General features: G+C 64.4%; 13 protein-coding genes and 5 pseudogenes. 10 read left to right on the top strand and 8 right to left on the bottom strand.

Going from position 1 to position 17,954, the window contains the following annotated elements:
• Positions 1-297: 297 nt before the first annotated feature.
• The 6 genes from BPET_RS07795 to BPET_RS07770 all read right to left on the bottom strand — a co-directional run bounded on the left by BPET_RS07795 (position 298) and on the right by BPET_RS07770 (position 6,085).
• Positions 298-1,281 (bottom strand): AraC family transcriptional regulator, encoded by a 984-nt coding sequence (locus BPET_RS07795; RefSeq protein ID WP_011489358.1) that lies wholly within the window; start codon positions 1,279-1,281, stop codon positions 298-300.
• Positions 1,282-1,396: 115 nt separating this feature from the next.
• The gene (locus BPET_RS07790) at positions 1,397-2,455 is read right to left on the bottom strand and encodes a maleylacetate reductase (protein ID WP_011489357.1); all 1,059 of its coding nucleotides are present in this window, start codon (positions 2,453-2,455) and stop codon (positions 1,397-1,399) included.
• A complete protein-coding gene (locus tag BPET_RS07785; RefSeq protein WP_021224467.1) occupies positions 2,452-3,168 on the bottom strand; it encodes a dienelactone hydrolase family protein in 717 nt (238 codons plus the stop codon). Before BPET_RS07785 ends, BPET_RS07790 begins: the two co-directional genes overlap by 4 nt.
• Before the next feature lie 15 nt (positions 3,169-3,183).
• Complete coding sequence (locus BPET_RS07780; RefSeq protein WP_012248464.1) at positions 3,184-4,167, bottom strand: Bug family tripartite tricarboxylate transporter substrate binding protein; 984 nt, start codon at positions 4,165-4,167, stop codon at positions 3,184-3,186.
• 26 nt (positions 4,168-4,193) lie between these two features.
• Positions 4,194-5,306: a muconate cycloisomerase family protein gene (locus BPET_RS07775; RefSeq protein ID WP_011489354.1), complete on the bottom strand. Its 1,113-nt coding sequence runs from the start codon at positions 5,304-5,306 to the stop codon at positions 4,194-4,196.
• Positions 5,303-6,085, bottom strand: coding sequence for a chlorocatechol 1,2-dioxygenase (locus tag BPET_RS07770; protein WP_012248463.1), 783 nt, complete (start codon positions 6,083-6,085; stop codon positions 5,303-5,305). Before BPET_RS07770 ends, BPET_RS07775 begins: the two co-directional genes overlap by 4 nt.
• Before the next feature lie 169 nt (positions 6,086-6,254).
• Between BPET_RS07770 and BPET_RS07765 the strand changes: the two genes are divergently transcribed.
• Complete coding sequence (locus tag BPET_RS07765) at positions 6,255-7,139, top strand: LysR substrate-binding domain-containing protein (RefSeq protein WP_012248462.1); 885 nt, start codon at positions 6,255-6,257, stop codon at positions 7,137-7,139.
• A 143-nt stretch (positions 7,140-7,282) separates the two neighbouring features.
• Here BPET_RS07765 and BPET_RS07760 read toward each other — a convergent pair.
• Together BPET_RS07760 and BPET_RS07755 are read right to left on the bottom strand one after the other, a co-directional pair.
• Positions 7,283-7,893 (bottom strand): annotated as a pseudogene (locus BPET_RS07760) (LysE family translocator).
• A 280-nt stretch (positions 7,894-8,173) separates the two neighbouring features.
• A pseudogene (locus tag BPET_RS07755) lies at positions 8,174-8,797 on the bottom strand (IS1595-like element ISCsp2 family transposase); the annotation flags it as partial.
• Between the two features lie 58 nt (positions 8,798-8,855).
• Here BPET_RS07755 and BPET_RS07750 point away from each other — a divergent pair.
• From BPET_RS07750 to BPET_RS27165, 9 genes and pseudogenes are all read left to right on the top strand, one after another.
• Positions 8,856-10,403, top strand: coding sequence for an IS91-like element ISCR8/ISPps1 family transposase (locus BPET_RS07750; RefSeq protein WP_012248458.1), 1,548 nt, complete (start codon positions 8,856-8,858; stop codon positions 10,401-10,403).
• Between the two features lie 465 nt (positions 10,404-10,868).
• A pseudogene (locus BPET_RS25915) lies at positions 10,869-11,189 on the top strand (IS91 family transposase); the annotation flags it as partial.
• A gap of 60 nt (positions 11,190-11,249) precedes the next feature.
• Positions 11,250-12,632, top strand: coding sequence for a lipopolysaccharide biosynthesis protein (locus BPET_RS07735; RefSeq protein ID WP_012248456.1), 1,383 nt, complete (start codon positions 11,250-11,252; stop codon positions 12,630-12,632).
• A complete protein-coding gene (locus BPET_RS07730; protein WP_012248455.1) occupies positions 12,616-13,218 on the top strand; it encodes an acyltransferase in 603 nt (200 codons plus the stop codon). Before BPET_RS07735 ends, BPET_RS07730 begins: the two co-directional genes overlap by 17 nt.
• Positions 13,211-14,269: a glycosyltransferase gene (locus tag BPET_RS07725; RefSeq protein WP_012248454.1), complete on the top strand. Its 1,059-nt coding sequence runs from the start codon at positions 13,211-13,213 to the stop codon at positions 14,267-14,269. The genes BPET_RS07730 and BPET_RS07725 overlap by 8 nt, the downstream gene beginning before the upstream one ends.
• Entirely contained in the window at positions 14,266-15,294 is a 1,029-nt protein-coding gene (locus tag BPET_RS07720) for a glycosyltransferase family 2 protein (protein ID WP_012248453.1), read from the top strand. The genes BPET_RS07725 and BPET_RS07720 overlap by 4 nt, the downstream gene beginning before the upstream one ends.
• Positions 15,291-15,986, top strand: a complete 696-nt coding sequence (locus BPET_RS07715; protein ID WP_041862792.1) for a class I SAM-dependent methyltransferase — start codon at positions 15,291-15,293, stop codon at positions 15,984-15,986. The genes BPET_RS07720 and BPET_RS07715 overlap by 4 nt, the downstream gene beginning before the upstream one ends.
• Positions 15,983-16,831, top strand: a pseudogene (locus BPET_RS27170) (DegT/DnrJ/EryC1/StrS family aminotransferase); the annotation flags it as partial. The gene BPET_RS07715 and the pseudogene BPET_RS27170, both read left to right, overlap by 4 nt.
• Positions 16,832-17,785, top strand: a pseudogene (locus BPET_RS27165) (IS91-like element ISCR8/ISPps1 family transposase); the annotation flags it as partial.
• Positions 17,786-17,954 lie beyond the last annotated feature (169 nt).

Below are 17,954 nucleotides of genomic sequence, written 5' to 3'. Positions count from 1 at the left end.
CTGCGGCACCGAGATAAGCGATGAAGCGATGGATGGGGGAATCCGGTTCGCTAACACCAGGCAAGACGCCACAGCCCATCCGTCAGGCAACATTGACTCCAGTTGCCGTTACGCGGGTCAGCAAGGATTTGAGCCGGTCTGGAAGGACGGTGCCAAGGCCTCGAACGGTTCGGCCCCGCAACAGCGGCAGCCCATCCTGCAGATCCTGCAGCGCGCAAACCAGTCGTGCTCGCGAGAGACATACCGGCCGTCGCCACGCCGTAGCGCTCGGCATGCACTGACGCTGCGATATCGCAGTCAGGAGAGAGCGCAACACCGGCGCTGCGCCGTCTGGTGCGGTGACTCTCCGAAGCGTTGCCGGTAGTAGGCGGCGAATCGGCCGAGGTGGCCGAATCCGTAGAACAGGGCTGTCTCGGTGATGTTGGCACTCGGGTGCTCGGATAGCCACGCATGGACAGCATCCAGGCGCATGTCTCGTAGCAACTCCATGGGGCTCATCTGCCGGTGACGTTGACAGGTCTGCTGCAGGACCCGGGCGCTGACGCCGGCCGCACCTGATAGGTCTGCCAGTCCGATAGGCGCCCCAAGGCGCTCACGCATATAGTCTTCCATGGCCTGAAGCCGGGCGATGGGGTCGCGCGCAACGAAGTTCCGATCGCTCGACTCGCGCGGCAAACTACAGGAACTGGCCGCGCGCAGCAGCGAAGCCAAGCCCTGCTCGATATGCTCCACCCACGCGGCGGGCTCTCCCGCGCAGGTCGGTGCGGACGACGCGCCCAGCAACACCTGGACCAGCAGCAGCCACTGCGTATCCAGCCCTGCTGGCAAAGTCGCAAGTGGTGCCATCGGTGCGATACCACCCGCCTCGATCATGTCGCGCGGAATTTTCAGGATGAGTTGCTCACACCCCGCCTCCCAGCGCATGCGCCAATTTCGCCGTGGGGCCATCCAGCCGGTGCGCCCTTGGGGCAATACCATATGCTGGCCGTCAACGCTCAATTCTGCGGCGCCTCTGATCGAATGATGCACCACGATGAACTCCTCGCTCGGTCTTGGTGCAATTTCGACCTCTGCACCATAGCGAAAGGAGAACAGGGTTAGGCGCCGCGCGCGTGCCTTGTACAAAGCCGCATCGACGTTGCCCGAACGCCATGTCAGGCTATGGTCGGCCAACTCTCGCGCTGCCGCGTCATGCATGCGCACGGCCTGATGGGACTGGAATACACGTTGTCGGTAAAGGGCGTCGAAATTCCTCGGAGGAGAGTAGGACAGATGCGCCATCGCAACCTCGTGGTGGTGGTGGTGTTGTTGTGTTCACTCCGCCCGGCTGTGCGGCTGGAGTGGCCAACGCCTGGGGCGTCAACTTGTATCAAAAGAAAATTCCATGCCAACCTCCTCAAGCGGAAGGCGGGCGTCCGTGGTACGCATCGCGCAGCAATGCAAGCAATGCGTCTCGATCCAGTTCCCGCGGATTGGGATAGCGGTCCTGCAATGCCAGGTCGCCAACATGCTCAATATCCTCCTCGCGCATTCCGAGATCGCGCAAGGCCACGGGTGCGCCATTGTCGCGAGCCAATTCGTACAAGGCCGTGGGTGGATCGTCATGCCCCAGGGCAATGCGCAGCACACGCATTGCGTCTGGCACCGCGCGCGCGTTATAGGCCAGCGCGTGGGGCAGCACGACCGTATGGGTCTGGGCATGAGGGAGATCGAGCGTTCCTCCCAGCGTGTGGCACAGCTTGTGGTGCAATGCCATACTGACGTTGCCAAGCACGCTCGCGCAGAGCCAAGCGCCATAAAGCGCGTCGCCGCGAGCCTGAAGATCTCTTGGTGATTGATACATTCTGGAAATCGCGCGTACCGTCGCTGCGATTCCTTCCTGGGCCATGATGGTAAGCAGCGGCGTGGCATCTGGCGCATACAGGCCTTCAACTGCATGGGCTATTGCATTGATCGCGCTGGTCACGCTGATGCTAAGGGGTAGCTCTAGGGTCAGCCGGGGCTCGTAGATAACTGCACGGGGCATGACACGCGCGTCGCGGCCGGTTTTCTTGACGCCACCCTCTGTGATACCGAAGATGGACGTCATCTCGCTACCTGCATATGTCGTGGGCACAGCGACGATGGGCAACTCTGTACGGAGCGCCACGATCTTAGCGAGTCCGATAGTAGATCCCCCACCAATCGCAATGACGCCATTAGCCTCACTCGTGCGCGCAATCTTGCAGGCCTCCTCAGCCACCAAAGCGGGTACATGCATGGTCGCACCATCGTAGAAGGCTGCCACGTGGCCGATGACCGGCTCGGCTACTTGCCGTCCCAGGGGCGCCTGCTCAGGCGTGGTCAACACGAGCGCCCGGTCAATGCCGAGACGTTCCAGTTCCTGCGGCAATCGGGCGAGGCTGTCGGGTCCAAAAATCACCCGCGGGGAACGATAGTCGTGAATGAAATTCATGGCTTCTTGCTCTGCAAGGGCGCCAGGAAATCCAGTGTACGTTCGTTGGCCAACGCCGCGGCACTCGCCACATAGCCCGAACTGCTCGTCCTGGCGAACGAGTGTCCGGCCTCTTCGTACCAGTGCACTTGCAGCAATGGATTGGCACCGAAGCCTTCAGTAATCAGCTGGCGGCTTGGCGCGGGCACGAAGTGGTCTTGGCCGCCCATGTGAAACAACGCCGGATGCTTGACTTCCGGGACCTTGTTGAGCTGCTTCTCCAGTCCAACACCGTAGTAGCCTACGGCGCGATCCACGTATCCTTTGGCGGCCACTAGAAAGGCAAGCGCACCGCCCAGGCAATACCCCACCAATCCCACCTTGCCGTTGCTGTAGGGTTGGTGTCGCGCATAGCGGATAGCAGCCTCCAGATCGCCCACGCCGGCCTCCATGTCGAAGGCCTGCCAGAGCTTGTAGGCTTGCTCTCTCTGCGCCTCATCCTGCGGATCGAGTGCTGTACCTGGCGCCTGGCGCGCGTACAGATCAGGGCAAACTGCCGCATACCCCTGGTCGACCAGCCATGACACCGTTTCTCGCATGAACGCGTTCACACCAAATATTTCTTGAGCGATCACAATCACGGGAGCGGGCGCTTTGGCCGGCGAGCCCACGAGCGCGCCGAATGTATGCCCGTCATACGATTGAATCGATATCCCTTCAGTCAACATCTTCATCTCTCCGATTACAGTTCATTGGGTGTTGAGTCGATGGTGGACGATCAACTGGCCCCATCGGTCGATCTCGTTGTCCCATAAGACGCCCAGAGCTTGCGATGTTCCCCCCTGCGCTGAAGCGCCGATATCCGCCAGCGCCTTTTGTACCTCCGGGGTCTTCAGTGCTTCATTCATTGCTGTGTTGAGCACCTTGACGATGTCCGGCGAGGTACGTGACGGCACAAATAAGCCAAACCATGTCAGGACCTCGAACTTCGGTTGGTCGGCTGCTTGCGCCAGGGGAGGAATCCCAGGCAATGAGGGCGCGGGTTGCAAGCTGGTGACACCCAGCGCACGCACCCGTCCAGATTTGATAAACGACTGCTGTGCGGTGATCGAATCGACCATCATGGAGACTCGCCCCGCGATCAGGTCGGCGGCAGCTGGCGTGCTCCCTTTGTAGGGCACGTGGAGCAGGTCAACCCCGGCCTGAGCGGCCAGCAGAGCGGCCGCCAGATGGATCGACGTCCCCATGCCTGCAGAGGCGAATGACACCTTACCGGGGTTGGCCTTTGCGTACGCTAGTAGGCTCCTGGCATCCTTGTATGGGGAATCAGCCGGCACCACTAGAACGCTGGGGATAGTTGCCAACAGCGCCACGGGGGCAAATGCTTTCCGAGCATCGTAGGCGACGTTCGGATAAAACCACTTGTCCACTGCCAGCCCTGTCGAGTTCACCAGCAGCGTATAACCGTCAGCCGGGGAGCGCGCGACCTCCGCGCTGCCGATGATCCCGCCCGAGCCCGGACGATTCTCCACTGTCACCGGCTGCCCCAGCGTTTGCGACACGCGCTGGGCCAAGACACGAGAAACCATGTCGATTGCACCGCCCGGCGGGAATGGAACGATCCATCGAATGGGCTTGCTCGGGTAGTCTGCAGCACTCGCCGTTACTGCCAGCAAGCTCAAGCCTACGCAGCCTAGCCAGACGACCAAACGAATTGATAAACGAGACAACATGGTGATTTTCCCCTAACTGACTTCAATCAACCCGCGCGGGTGAAGTGGCGCAGCTTGTCCGGATCGATATCAACACCCAACCCAGGACCCGAGGGCAACCGAATCTCGAAGTCCTTGATCTCGAGTTGGGTCTGCGTAAGCGTGTCGGCTAACACCCAGGGCCCTAGCAGTTCACATCCGAAGGGCATCGTCGGCAATGTGGCATACACATGGAGAGCAGCAGCGGTGCCGATTGATGAATCCAACATGGTGCCCCCATAGGACGCAATGCCCGAGGCTTCCGCGATCGCAGCGACCTTGAGGGTATTTGCCACCCCGCCCATGTTGCACAGCTTCAGCGAGAAGGCGTCGACGCAATGATGGCGCGCCAGTTCGAAGGCGGACGCCAGCGAGCTCAGGCTTTCATCGGCCAGGATGGCCACCCCGTTGTCGGCCGACAGGCGCCGAAGCGCATCGAAGTTGCTGCGTGCCACCGGCTGTTCGACCAGTTCGACACCGGCCGCCTCCAGGCGCGGAATCCACACCGATGCCGTGTTCTCATCCCAGGCCTGGTTGATATCGACCCGCACCGCAGCACGGTCACCGACGCGCTCGATAATCTTCTCGATATGGCGCAAATCATCTGCCGGGGAGCGCACGCCAAGCTTGATCTTGAACCGGTTGTGCCGGCGCCGCTCGATCATTTCCTCGGCGATTGCGATGTCCCGCTGCGTGTCGCCGCTCGCCAGGGTCCAGGCAATGGGGATGCCCTGCTGGATCGCGCCGCCGATCAAATCGCTCAGCGGCAGGTTCAGAGAGCGTGCCTTCAGATCATGCAGCGCAACGTCGATGGCCGCCTTGGCCGAATAGTTTCCGGTTACGGCGCGCTCCATTAAGTGCTGGAGCTCTCGCAGATTTGTCGCGTCCTTGCCGATCAGGAGCGGCGCCAAGTACGTTTCGATGATGACCTTGATGGTTTCAGCGCATTCGGAACTCCAAGTCGGCCCACCTACGCTGCTGCCCTCGCCGATGCCGACAAGCCCGCCCGCACGGATCTGCACGATCGCATAGCTCTGCTTCTGCACCGTGGTAAACGACATCTGGATGGGACGCGAAGCTGGGACGTCCACCAGCGTCACATCGATCGCTTCGATCTTCATGCCACTGTCTCCGTAGCCGACTTGCGTTGCTCGGCCTGCTCACGCTCGATTACGAAGTCCAGGGTCATGACCCGCACCCCGTCCTCGATCGTCTCGGGCGTAATCAGGTCGGGGGTGACGCCGTGACAGCAGTCATCGTCCACCCATTTGCCCCCTTCGAAGTAGTATTGCGTGGTCAACGGTTCGAAACCGTCCTTGCGCACCTTGAAGTGCACGTGCGCCGGACGCCAGGTATGGCTGCCCAGGTGGCCCAGCAGACGCCCAGTCGGCCCCTCGTAGGGGATCTGGTATGGCACTGGCATCGTGGTGCGCACGCGATAGTTGCCCTGGGAATCCGTCACGAGTTTTCCGCGGTAGTAGTCCACGGGGATGTTGTCGTGGATCCCGCTGTACAAGCCATCAGGCGTCGAGTGCCACACGTCGATGACAGCGCCAGCGAGCAACTCGCCCGTGTCCGAGCGCACCGTACCGCGAATGATCAGCGGTTTGTGGTCGTCGGTATCGTAGGTCTTGAGGACGCCTTCAACTACAGGAGCACCTTCCAGGAAGTACGGCCCCTGGACCGCAGGCGCAGAGGTCCGCGAGCGCTGCGCCTTGCCTTCGATGATGGTGCTGTTCAGGAAAACGTCCAGAAGCAGCGCGGTTTCCCGCGTCTGTGCGACCTCGGTGAGATAGTCGACACCCGCGCGGTATTCGGCTTCCGTGACGCGCTTGTCCAGCAAAATTTTGCGTACTGCCTCGACGATCGCGCCTGCGACCTCGGCAACTCGTTTATCCATGACTCGTCTCCTTTCAAGATCTCATGGTTGAAACACCGATGAGTTGGTGCTTCAAACATGAATGCTAAGATTCGCGTGTCATGCGGTCCAATACCTTTTTTTAGCCTTTGCAATACGGGATCGGTATGGCTTAGCGGTGTCCACCCCTAGGGAAAACCAGAGGTCTTAAATGGAATTTCGGCAGCTTCGCTATTTCATCGCGGTCGCAGAAGAGGGAAATATCGGTGCTGCGGCAAGACGCCTGCATATTTCCCAGCCGCCCATTACCCGCCAAATACAGGCCCTGGAACAGGATCTCGGCGTGGTGCTGTTTGAACGCACGCACCGCGGCGTCGAATTGACGGCAGCGGGTACAACATTTTTAGAGGATGCCAGGCGCCTACTGCACGTTACCGAGATCTCAAGGGTGAGATCACGTGCAGCATCGCGCGGTGAAATCGGGGAATTGCGCGTCGCCTATTTCGGAACCGTCGTTTTGCATACGCTACCGCTACTGCTGCGGCAACTCTTGTCGGTTGCTCCCTCGGCAACTGTGTCCTTGACGCAGATGAGCAAGAACCGCCAGATTGAAGCGCTGGACGCTGGCACCATCGATATCGGGTTCGGGCGTTTCTACCCCTATCAGGAGGGTGTAGTTGTCCGAAACGTAACCAATGAGAGGCTATTTCTGGGTGCGCAAAAGTCGCGCGCTCGCTCGTTTGGTGAGCAAGTTCATTGCAGCGCGCTTCGTAACGAGCCCTTGATCCTGTTCCCGCGAGAAGGACGCCCCAGTTTCGCAGACGAAGTCATCGGCGTATTCAAAAACGCGCGAGTGGAGCCAAAGGTTGTCGCCATAGTTGAAGACGTCAATGCAGCCATGGCTCTGGCGTTGGCCGGCGTCGGCGTGACAATTGTTCCCGAGACAGTAGCCATGATTTCGTGGCCTGACTTCGGCTTCACTGAACTCGTGGGCTCCAAGGCCACTGTACCGGTCAGTTGTATCTACCGTCACGATCACATTGCGCCGATTCTGAAAACATTCTTGAACTTGCTACCTATTCGAGAATCGCAATAGATGCCAATCGTTAGGTTGTCGAGCCCGCAATTCGGCATAACACTGGCCGTAAAGCGGGCATCAATCGCTGTACTCCAACTCTTACTGCGACATGGCTCACGCTAAAAGGAAGGCACGCGCAGCGAGGGCAATGCCCGACGCAATCAGCGCCGGGCCACCGCTATCAGTACTCCGAAGCCGACCAGCCGCCCGCCGAAGGCACGGTCGATCCAATGGCGGAAAGCCAGCAGACGATCGCGCACGGCACCGGCAGAGAAGCATAAGGCCACCAGGCTAAACCAGCCCATGTGCGCCGCAGCGATGAAAGCGCCATAGCCAATCTGCACTGCCAGCGGAGTGTCGGGCCGCACCACCTGCATAAACAGGCTGACGATGAATACCGTGGCTTTGGGGTTCAGCGTATTGGTCAGGAAACCGGTACGCAGCGCAGCGCCATCCGAGAGCGGCGCCATACGCTTTTCGGTCAGTGCGCCGCCAGCTTTCGTGCACAGCATTTTTATGCCGAGATAAATTAGATAGGCAGCACCGACCAGTTGATGGTGTTAAACAACCAAAGCGATTGCTGGATTAGCAGGCCCACGCCGATCAACGTATAGGTGATATGTACCAGTATGCCTAAGCCTATGCCCAATGCGGTCAGCACGCCCGCGCGGCGCGACAGCATCAAGCTATTGCGCGTAACCGTTGCAAAGTCCGGCCCAGGGCTGATGACGGCCAGCAAGGTGATTGTGACGACAGCTATTAATTCGGTCATTGGCGTATCCGGTCGGAAACAATGAAATTAAGGCAGATGATATTCAAAATCAACGTGAAGGAATATCGATCTTTCCGGCCAATAATGGAGAACTGAATTCGACATCTTCCGGTACGCGTCAGCCTTCCTAGCGGGTGCTACGCTGTTTCGAGGCTGCCGCCCACTTGGAGAATTCAGCCGTGCGATGGTCGAGTCGCATCTAACCCACGGCGCAGTCAACCGCGTGGCACGTTCACTCGAAAACGCATCGCGGTAGCGTGAGCAGCGTAGCCGGCGCGTCCTCCTGCACAAAGGGGATTACGTGGGTGGCGGCGTCTCGGTCAATGCGGCGTAACCGGATGCGCCCAAACCCCTTGGGCTCCACGATCTCCACCGCCATGACCATCAACACTTTGGTGGTGCTGCTCTTGCGCCCTGCAGGGGTGGCGGGATTCTTGCGATCCGTGATGGACAGGTACGTTTCATCCACCTCCACAAGCCCCTTGAGCTTGTCCCGGCCCGGGCGGACCATGGCACGTCGAAACCGGTGCAGCATGGTCCAGGCGGTCTGGTAGCTCCCCAAACCCAATACGCGCTGCAGCCCCAGGGCGCTCACGCCTTGTTTCTGATTGGTCAGGTACCAAGCTGCAGCCAGCCAGACACGCAGCGGTGTGCGCGTCTTGTCAAAGATGGTTCCAGATGTCACTGTGCCTTGGTACTGGCATGAGCGGCACATCAGGCGGGTGCGGCTGGCGCGGTACACATCGCCAGCGTTGCCGCAACGCGGGCAGACGAAGCCTTGGGGCCACCGAAGCTTCTCCAGGAACGCCTGGCAAGCCTCTTCGGTGGCAAACCAGTCAAGAAATTCGTTCCAGGTGCGGGGGTAGTCCCCTCCAGGAGTTGGCGTTAGCATCTGGGTTTCCATCCAGCTATTCTCACGTCACTGGAGCTAAATAGATACCCCTTGCATTTGTACAGTATTCATGTCAGCCACTTCCAAGCCCAAGCTCTACAACCCACGCCACCCCGAACGCACGCTGCTCTACCAAACGGTAGCCGAGCACTACGAGACCTGGCTAGAGTTGGCCAGCGCGGGTCAGTTCGACGGCCAGGGCGACCACCACACCCCCAAGCCCTTCGTGCGCAAAGCGTTTGCCAAGTATCTTGAGTGCGGCATCTTTGCCCATGGCTTTGCCCGCGCTCGCTGCGGCGACTGTGGGCACGACTACTTTGTAGCCTTCTCCTGCAAAGGCCGGGGAGTCTGCCCCTCGTGCACCACGCGGCGGATGGTGGAGACGGCGGCACACCTGAGCGACCACGTTTTCCCCCGCCTGCCGGTGCGCCAGTGGGTGCTGTCCGTGCCCAAGCGGCTTCGGTACTTCATGCAACGCGACGGAGCGGTGCTGAGCATGGTGCTGCGCATCTTTCTGCGGGTGATCGCACAAACTCTGCAGACCCACAGCCCCGGTGCGGCCCATATGGACAAGGCAGGCCTGCACATCGGTGCCATCGCCTTCATTCACCGATTCGGCTCCGGCCTCAATGAACACGTCCACTTCCACGTTTGTGTGGTGGACGGGGTGTTTGAGGAAGTGGAGGGCGAGGGCGATGCTGATGCGACCCCTCGAATCTCATCGCCGGGTGTCATCTTTCACGCGGCCACCGGCATCGATGCGGCTACCGTGGCCCCAGTGCAGACCACACTGCAAAAACGTATCCTGCGCGCCTTCGTTGCTCGGGGCCTGCTGGAGAACTGTGACGCCAAAGACATGCTGGGCTACAAACACAGCGGCTTCTCGGTGGACGCCGGTGTCTGCATCGAAGCCCACGACCGCGCTGCGCTGGAGCGGCTGCTGCGCTATTGCGCGCGTCCACCATTTTCCATCGAGCGCCTACGCAAAGAGGGAAGCAAACTGGTGTACCGCTGTGCCAAACAGCGCAGCGAGCCCACCAGTGACAAGCGTGGTGCCAAGGCAGATGAGCTGCACCTCACACCGCTGGAACTGATCGACCGCATCGCCGCGCTGGTGCCACCGCCACGCACCCACCGGCACCGCTACTTTGGTGTGCTGGCACCAAACTCGCCGCTGAGAGCGGCGGTAACGGCGCTGGCTCAGCCTGCTGCGTCGCAACCAGCCACGGTGGAGACTGCACAACCTGGCGCGGGCGTACCTGGGGTGGCGGCGCCGGGCAACGCGGCCACACCCACACCCGAACCTGAAGCACGCCCGAAGCGAGCGGCGCATTACTTGTGGGCGGTGCTGATTGCCCGCATCTACGAGGCATTTCCGCTGCTGTGCCCCATGTGCGGTGGGCAGATGCGCATCATTGCCTTCATCACCCACAGCGCCGAAATCCGCCACATCCTGAACCACATCGGGGTGGAGTCTGCCCCCCCGCACATCACCCCGGCACGCGGGCCACCGCTGTGGGAGGGCTGCGACGCGCCGGTGGATGATGGTGCGCAAGGCGAGCCGGATTGGGATCTGGCAGCTCAACCCGACGAGGTAGACCAGCGCGTCAATTGGTGACCCAGTGAAGCGGCGGTATCCATCGCTGCGGGGAAGCAGCTGCGCGCGCGCCAGGCCCAAATGCATACTGCCTCCCAAGCTCTTGCCATTGAGCGGCAAGCGAGCGCTCAACCTTCCTTGGCCGAACGTGTTTCGAGGCCCAAAACTCGTGCCATACTTGGCCTCATGCGGTTGAATTTCCTATCCGTCGGGGTGGAGTCTGCCCCCCCGCACATCACCCCGGCACGCGGGCCACCGCTGTGGGAGGGCTGCGACGCGCCGGTGGATGATGGTGCGCAAGGCGAGCCGGATTGGGATCTGGCAGCTCAACCCGACGAGGTAGACCAGCGCGTCAATTGGTGACCCAGTGAAGCGGCGGTATCCATCGCTGCGGGGAAGCAGCTGCGCGCGCGCCAGGCCCAAATGCATACTGCCTCCCAAGCTCTTGCCATTGAGCGGCAAGCGAGCGCTCAACCTTCCTTGGCCGAACGTGTTTCGAGGCCCAAAACTCGTGCCATACTTGGCCTCATGCGGTTGAATTTCCTATCCGTCTACGAGGCATTTCCGCTGCTGTGCCCCATGTGCGGTGGGCAGATGCGCATCATTGCCTTCATCACCCACAGCGCCGAAATCCGCCACATCCTGAACCACATCGGGGTGGAGTCTGCCCCCCCGCACATCACCCCGGCACGCGGGCCACCGCTGTGGGAGGGCTGCGACGCGCCGGTGGATGATGGTGCGCAAGGCGAGCCGGATTGGGATCTGGCAGCTCAACCCGACGAGGTAGACCAGCGCGTCAATTGGTGACCCAGTGAAGCGGCGGTATCCATCGCTGCGGGGAAGCAGCTGCGCGCGCGCCAGGCCCAAATGCATACTGCCTCCCAAGCTCTTGCCATTGAGCGGCAAGCGAGCGCTCAACCTTCCTTGGCCGAACGTGTTTCGAGGCCCAAAACTCGTGCCATACTTGGCCTCATGCGGTTGAATTTCCTATCCGTAGCCCGCCGGCCTGACCAGCCCATGACGCCCGGCCTGCTGCGCGCCACGCTCACGCTGCTGACGGGCAGCGTGCTGGCCCACGCCCTGCCCCTGCTGCTGGGGCCGATGCTGACGCGGCTGTACGCGCCCGCGGACTTCGGCCAGTACACCCTGCTCTGGGCCGTGGCCACCAACCTGGCCGTGGTGGCCTGCGCGCGCTACGAGTTTGCCCTGCCGCTCGAAAAATCCCCCCTGGGCGCCGCTCTGCTCATGGCCCTGTGCGCGCGCCTGCTGCTGGCCGTCACGGCAGCGTCCGCCCTGCTGGCCCTGGCGCTTTTCCGGTGGCAGGACCTGGCCCTGGCCTGGCTGCTACCGGCGGGCGTGCTGGCCATTGGCGCCACCCAGTGGCTGACCCTGTGGGCTACGCGCGCGCAGCGCTTCGGCCTGCTGTCGGCCGCGCGCCTGGTGCAACAGGGCGGCGGCGCCCTGCTGCAGGTGCTGCTGGGCCTGCTCAAGGCGGGGCCTGCAGGCCTGCTGCTCGGCCCCATTGCGGCAGGCCTGGGCGCCGCCTGGCTGCTGGCGCGGCCAGCGCCACAGGGCGGCTGGCTGCGCATATGGCGCCAGCCGCTGCCGCGCTTGAAGGCCATGGCCGTGCACCACCGCGACTTCCCGCTCTACAACACCCCGCATGCCTTCATCGGCGCGCTGCAGGACACGCTGACGCTGCTGCTCATCGCCGCCTGGGCCGGCGACGCGGCCGCCGGATTCTGGGCACTGGCGCTGCGCTACCTCAAGGCACCCGCCACGCTGCTGGGCGGGGCGCTGTCGCAGGCGCTGTACCCGCAGCTGGCGCATGCGCGCAGCGCCGACCACGCCCGCTCCCTGGTGCGCCGCTCCATGCTGGCGCTGGCGCTGCTGGCCATGCCCCTGGCCGCCATGCTGCTGCTGTGGGGGCCGGAGCTGTTCGCCTGGGCCTTCGGCGCGCAGTGGAAGGACACGGGGACGCTGGCACGCGGCCTGGCCCTGTACATCGGGCTGCATTTCGTCGCCTCGCCGCTCTCCGTGGTCACGCTGGCCTGGCGCGCACAGCCCTGGGCGCTGCGGCTCGCGCTCATCGGGCAGGTGGTGTTCTTCGCCGGGCTGATGGCCGGGCTCCACTGGGGCGGGCTCGCAGGCGCGGCCTGGGGCGTGTCGGCGGCCATGGCGGCGTACTTCCTCTACTATTTCCAGGCCCTCGCGTTCTGGAGCGCCATTCCCCATGAGAGCCTTGCTTAACCGTTGGCGCCGCCGGCTCTGGCGGCAGCTGTTCTTCCGCATGGTGTTCGGCGAGCAAGGCCGCGCGGGCCAGCGCCTGCCGCACACCCGCATCGCGCCCAGCACCTGCATAGAAGGCGAGCAAGGCCTGAACCTCTCGGACCATGTGTTCATCGGCCAGTTCAACTTCCTCGACGCCACGGCCGGGCTGTGCATCGCCGAGGGCGTGCAGATCACCAATTTCGTGAGCATCGTCATGCACAGTTCGCACCGCAGCATCCGGCTGCTCGGCCGCGCCTATGCTAGCCACGCGGGCGACATGCCCGGCTACGTGCGCGCGCCCATAGAGATCGGAGCCTACAGCTTCATAGGCCCGCACAGCGTGATCGAGGCGGGCAGCCGCATCGGCAAGGGCGTGGTGGTCTGCGCCCATTCCCGCGTGCGCGGCGCGGTGCCGGACTTCGCCATCGTCGCTGGCTCGCCCGCTCGCGCCATCGGGGACGTGCGCACCGGCGATGCGCGCCTGCTAGCGCATCACCCGGAGCTGGCCGCTCACTACGCAGCCTGGGCCGGCGAACTACCCCGCGCGGAGCAGAACCATGGCTGACACGCCGCCCCACCTGTGCCTGCTGGGTGACGCCAACAGCCCCCACACCCGGCGCTGGGCGACGGAGATGCGTGCGCGCGGCTGGCGCGTATCGCTCGTCACGGCGCGGCCCGAGCCGCTCGACGGCGTGGAGCAGCGCATCCTGCCGCCCGTGCGGCACCAGACCGACTGGCTGCTGCGCGCGGGCGCGGCGCAGCGCCATGTGCACGCGCTGGCCCCTGACATCGTGCACGCGCACTATCTCACCTCCTACGGCTACCTGGCAGCGCGCTGCGGCCGCCACCCGCTCGTGATGACGGCCTGGGGCAGCGACCTGCTCGTGACACCGCACCGCAGCCCCTGGATGCGCTGGCTCACGGGCTGGATCCTGCGCCGCGCCGACCTCGTCACCGGTGACTCGGAAAGCCTGGTCGAGGCCGCGCGGCAGTACCGCCCTCGCGCGCCGGTGCACGAGATCCACTGGGGCGTGGACCGCGCACGCTTCGCACCCGCGCCCTGGGAGAACAAGAGCGGCCTGCAGATCGTAAGCCTGCGCGCCTGGGAGCCCAACTACCACATCGACACGCTGATCGATGCCTGCGCCCTGCTGCGCCAGCGGCTGCCCGGTGCGCCGCTGACGCTGCACCTGCTGGGCGGCGGCTCGCTCGAACCCGCGCTGCGCGCCCGGGTACAGGAACGGGGCTTGGCGCAATGCGTGGCGTTCCACGGTCGCCTCGACGACGCGGGCATGGCCTCAGTGCTGGCACGCTGCAAAATCTCGGTCAGCGTGCCCGCGAGCGACGCGACCTCCGTGGCCATGCTCGAGAGCATGGCCTGCGGCCTGGCGGTGGTGGCGAGCGACCTGGCGGCCAACCGGCAGTGGATCGCCCCCGACCTGCTGGTGCCAGCGGGCGATGCGCGTGCGCTGGCCGACGTGCTTCAGCGACTCGCCGATGACGATGCGTACATGCACGGCATCGGCATCCGCAACGCCGAGCGCATCGCGCTGGACGGCGACCGCAAGGCGCAGATGGACCAGATCGACCGGCTGTACCGGCAACTGCTCAAATGACCGCCACCCCCGTCCCCCGCCTGCTCAGCGTCATCGCCCCCTGCCGCAACGAGGCGGCCTTCATCGACGCCTTCTGCGACTCGGTGCTGCGCCAGCAGCTGCCCGAAGGCTGGCGCATGGAGGTGCTGATCGCCGATGGCGACAGCGACGACGGCACGCGCGAGCGCCTGCGGGAGCGCTACGCGCGCGACACGCGGCTGGTGTGCGTGGACAACCCTGGCCGCATCGTCTCCACCGGGCTCAATGCCTGCATCGCGCGGGCGAACGGCGAGGTGATCGCCCGGCTCGACATCCACACCCGATTCGCGCCCGACTACCTGGCGCGCTGCATCGAGGCGCTGGAGCGCAGCGGCGCCGACAACGTGGGCGGCCCCTGGGTCGCTCAGGGCACGGGCCCCATGGGCGAGGCCGTCGCTGCGGCCTTCCAGTGCCGCTGGGTGGTGGGCGGCGCGCGATCACGCGACCGCGGCTACGAGGGCGAGGCCGACACCGTATACCTGGGCTGCTGGCGGCACGAGGCGTTCGCGCGCTTCGGCCTGTTCGACGAGGCGCTGGTGCGCAACCAGGACGACGAGCATAACCTGCGCCTGCGCATGGCCGGCGGCCGCATCTGGCAAAGCGGCGCCATCCACTCGGTCTATCACCCGCGCAACTCGCTGCGCCACCTCCTGGCCCAGCAGCGGCAGTACGGCTACTGGCGGCCCTTCGTGGTGCGCAAGCATGGCCAGCCGGGCTCGTTGCGCCAGCTCGTGCCGGCACTGTTCGTCGCCGCGCTGTTCATCGCTGCGCTGCTGCTGCCCTGGACACCGTGGCCCGCCGCGGCGCTGCTTGTGCTCTATGGCGGCTATCTCGCGCTGGCCAGCATGGCCGCGGCGCGCGCGGCCAGCGCCTGGCGGCTACTGTGGCGACTGCCGGCCGTGATCACGACGTTCCACGTCGGCTATGGCTGGGGCACGTGGCGCGGCCTGTGGGACATGCTGCGTTCGCGCGCGCCCTCGTCGCGCTTCGCGAGGATCACGCGATGAATACGCCCGAGACCCGCGCCGTCCAGGCCCGCTATGCGCGCCGCGACAACGAGGCCGACGCACTGCGATACAGCCTGTATGCCAATGCGGCGGCGCTGCAGGCCCAGCAGGAGCGCCTGCGCGCCATGGCCCGGATCTGGCGCGTGCATGGCTGGAGCGGGCTGGCAGGCCGCCCCCTGCTCGAAGTGGGCTGCGGCAGCGGGGGCAATCTGCTCGATCTGCTGCGCCTGGGCGCCACGCCACGGCAGCTCACCGGCATCGAGCTGCTGCCCGAACGTGCGGACGCCGCGTGCGCCCTGCTGCCAAACGGCGTGCACATCCTGCAGGGCGATGCCTGCGCCGCGCCCATACCCGAGGCCAGCCAGCAGGCCGTGCTGGCCTTCACCGTTTTCAGCTCTCTGCTCGACCCCGGCTACCGCCAGCAGTTCGCGCGCCAGCTATGGCGCTGGGTGGCGCCGGGCGGTGGCGTGCTGGTCTACGACTTCGTCGTCGACAACCCGCACAATCGCGACGTGCGCAGACTGCCGCTGGCCGAGCTGCGGACGCTGTTCCCCGGCGCCCTGCTGCATTCGCGCAGGCTCACGCTGGCGCCGCCGCTCGCGCGGCGGCTGCCGGCGGCGCTGATAGGCGCAGCCTCCCTGCTGCCTGCGCTGCGCACCCACCGCCTGACCTGGGCGGTCAAACCGACATGACCATGCCTGAAACCACGCCGACCTTCCTGCCCTTCGCGCGCCCCGACATCGGCGACGCCGAGATCGCCGCCGTCACCGATGCCTTGCGCTCCGGCTGGGTGACCACCGGCCCCAAGACCCGCGCCTTCGAAGAGGCCTTCATCGCCTACCTCGGCGGCGACGGCCTGCAGTCCGTTGCCGTCAACTCCGCCACGGCCGGGCTGCACCTGGCGCTCGAGGCGCTGGGCATAGGCCCGGGCGACGAGGTGATCGCGCCCACGCTGACCTTCACCGCCACCGTGGAGGTAGTGCGCTACCTCGGCGCAGACCCCGTGCTGGTCGACGTGGACCCGGTGACGCTGAACATAGACCCCGAGAAGATCCGAGCCGCCATCACCCCGCGTACCAAGGCCATCATGCCCGTGCACTACGGGGGCCTGGCCTGCCGCATGGATGCCGTCCTGGCCATCGCGCGCGAACATGGCCTGAAGGTGGTCGAAGACGCCGCCCATGCCCTGCCCACCACCTGGCAGGGCACGCTGGTGGGGCAGCTGGCCTCCGACGTGACGGTGTTCAGCTTCTACGCCAACAAGACCATCACCACCGGCGAGGGCGGCATGGCCGTCACGCGCGACCCGGGCCTGGCCGAGCGCATGCGCGTGATGCGCCTGCACGGCATGAGCCGCGACGCCTTCGACCGCTTCACCTCCAAAACGCCCGCCTGGTACTACGAGGTGGTGGCCCCGGGCTTCAAGTACAACCTGACCGACATCGCCGCCGCCCTGGGCCTGGTGCAACTGCAGCGCCTGTCGCAGTTCCTGCAGCGGCGCCAGCACCTGGCCAGGCGCTACCACGCTGCCCTGGCCGGGGTGTTTGAGGAAGTGGAGGGCGAGGGCGATGCTGATGCGACCCCTCGAATCTCATCGCCGGGTGTCATCTTTCACGCGGCCACCGGCATCGATGCGGCTACCGTGGCCCCAGTGCAGACCACACTGCAAAAACGTATCCTGCGCGCCTTCGTTGCTCGGGGCCTGCTGGAGAACTGTGACGCCAAAGACATGCTGGGCTACAAACACAGCGGCTTCTCGGTGGACGCCGGTGTCTGCATCGAAGCCCACGACCGCGCTGCGCTGGAGCGGCTGCTGCGCTATTGCGCGCGTCCACCATTTTCCATCGAGCGCCTACGCAAAGAGGGAAGCAAACTGGTGTACCGCTGTGCCAAACAGCGCAGCGAGCCCACCAGTGACAAGCGTGGTGCCAAGGCAGATGAGCTGCACCTCACACCGCTGGAACTGATCGACCGCATCGCCGCGCTGGTGCCACCGCCACGCACCCACCGGCACCGCTACTTTGGTGTGCTGGCACCAAACTCGCCGCTGAGAGCGGCGGTAACGGCGCTGGCTCAGCCTGCTGCGTCGCAACCAGCCACGGTGGAGACTGCACAACCTGGCGCGGGCGTACCTGGGGTGGCGGCGCCGGGCAACGCGGCCACACCCACACCCGAACCTGAAGCACGCCCGAAGCGAGCGGCGCATTACTTGTGGGCGGTGCTGATTGCCCGCATCTACGAGGCATTTCCGCTGCTGTGCCCCATGTGCGGTGGGCAGATGCGCATCATTGCCTTCATCACCCACAGCGCCGAAATCCGCCACATCCTGAACCACATCGGGGTGGAGTCTGCCCCCCCGCACATCACCCCGGCACGCGGGCCACCGCTGTGGGAGGGCTGCGACGCGCCGGTGGATGATGGTGCGCAAGGCGAGCCGGATTGGGATCTGGCAGCTCAACCCGACGAGGTAGACCAGCGCGTCAATTGGTGACCCAGTGAAGCGGCGGTATCCATCGCTGCGGGGAAGCAGCTGCGCGCGCGCCAGGCCCAAATGCATACTGCCTCCCAAGCTCTTGCCATTGAGCGGCAAGCGAGCGCTCAACCTTCCTTGGCCGAACGTGTTTCGAGGCCCAAAACTCGTGCCATACTTGGCCTCATGC

Origin of the sequence: Bordetella petrii, assembly GCF_000067205.1 — a bacterium.
GTDB classification, from domain to species: domain Bacteria; phylum Pseudomonadota; class Gammaproteobacteria; order Burkholderiales; family Burkholderiaceae_B; genus Bordetella_A; species Bordetella_A petrii.
This window is presented reverse-complemented; position numbering and strand designations above follow the sequence as displayed.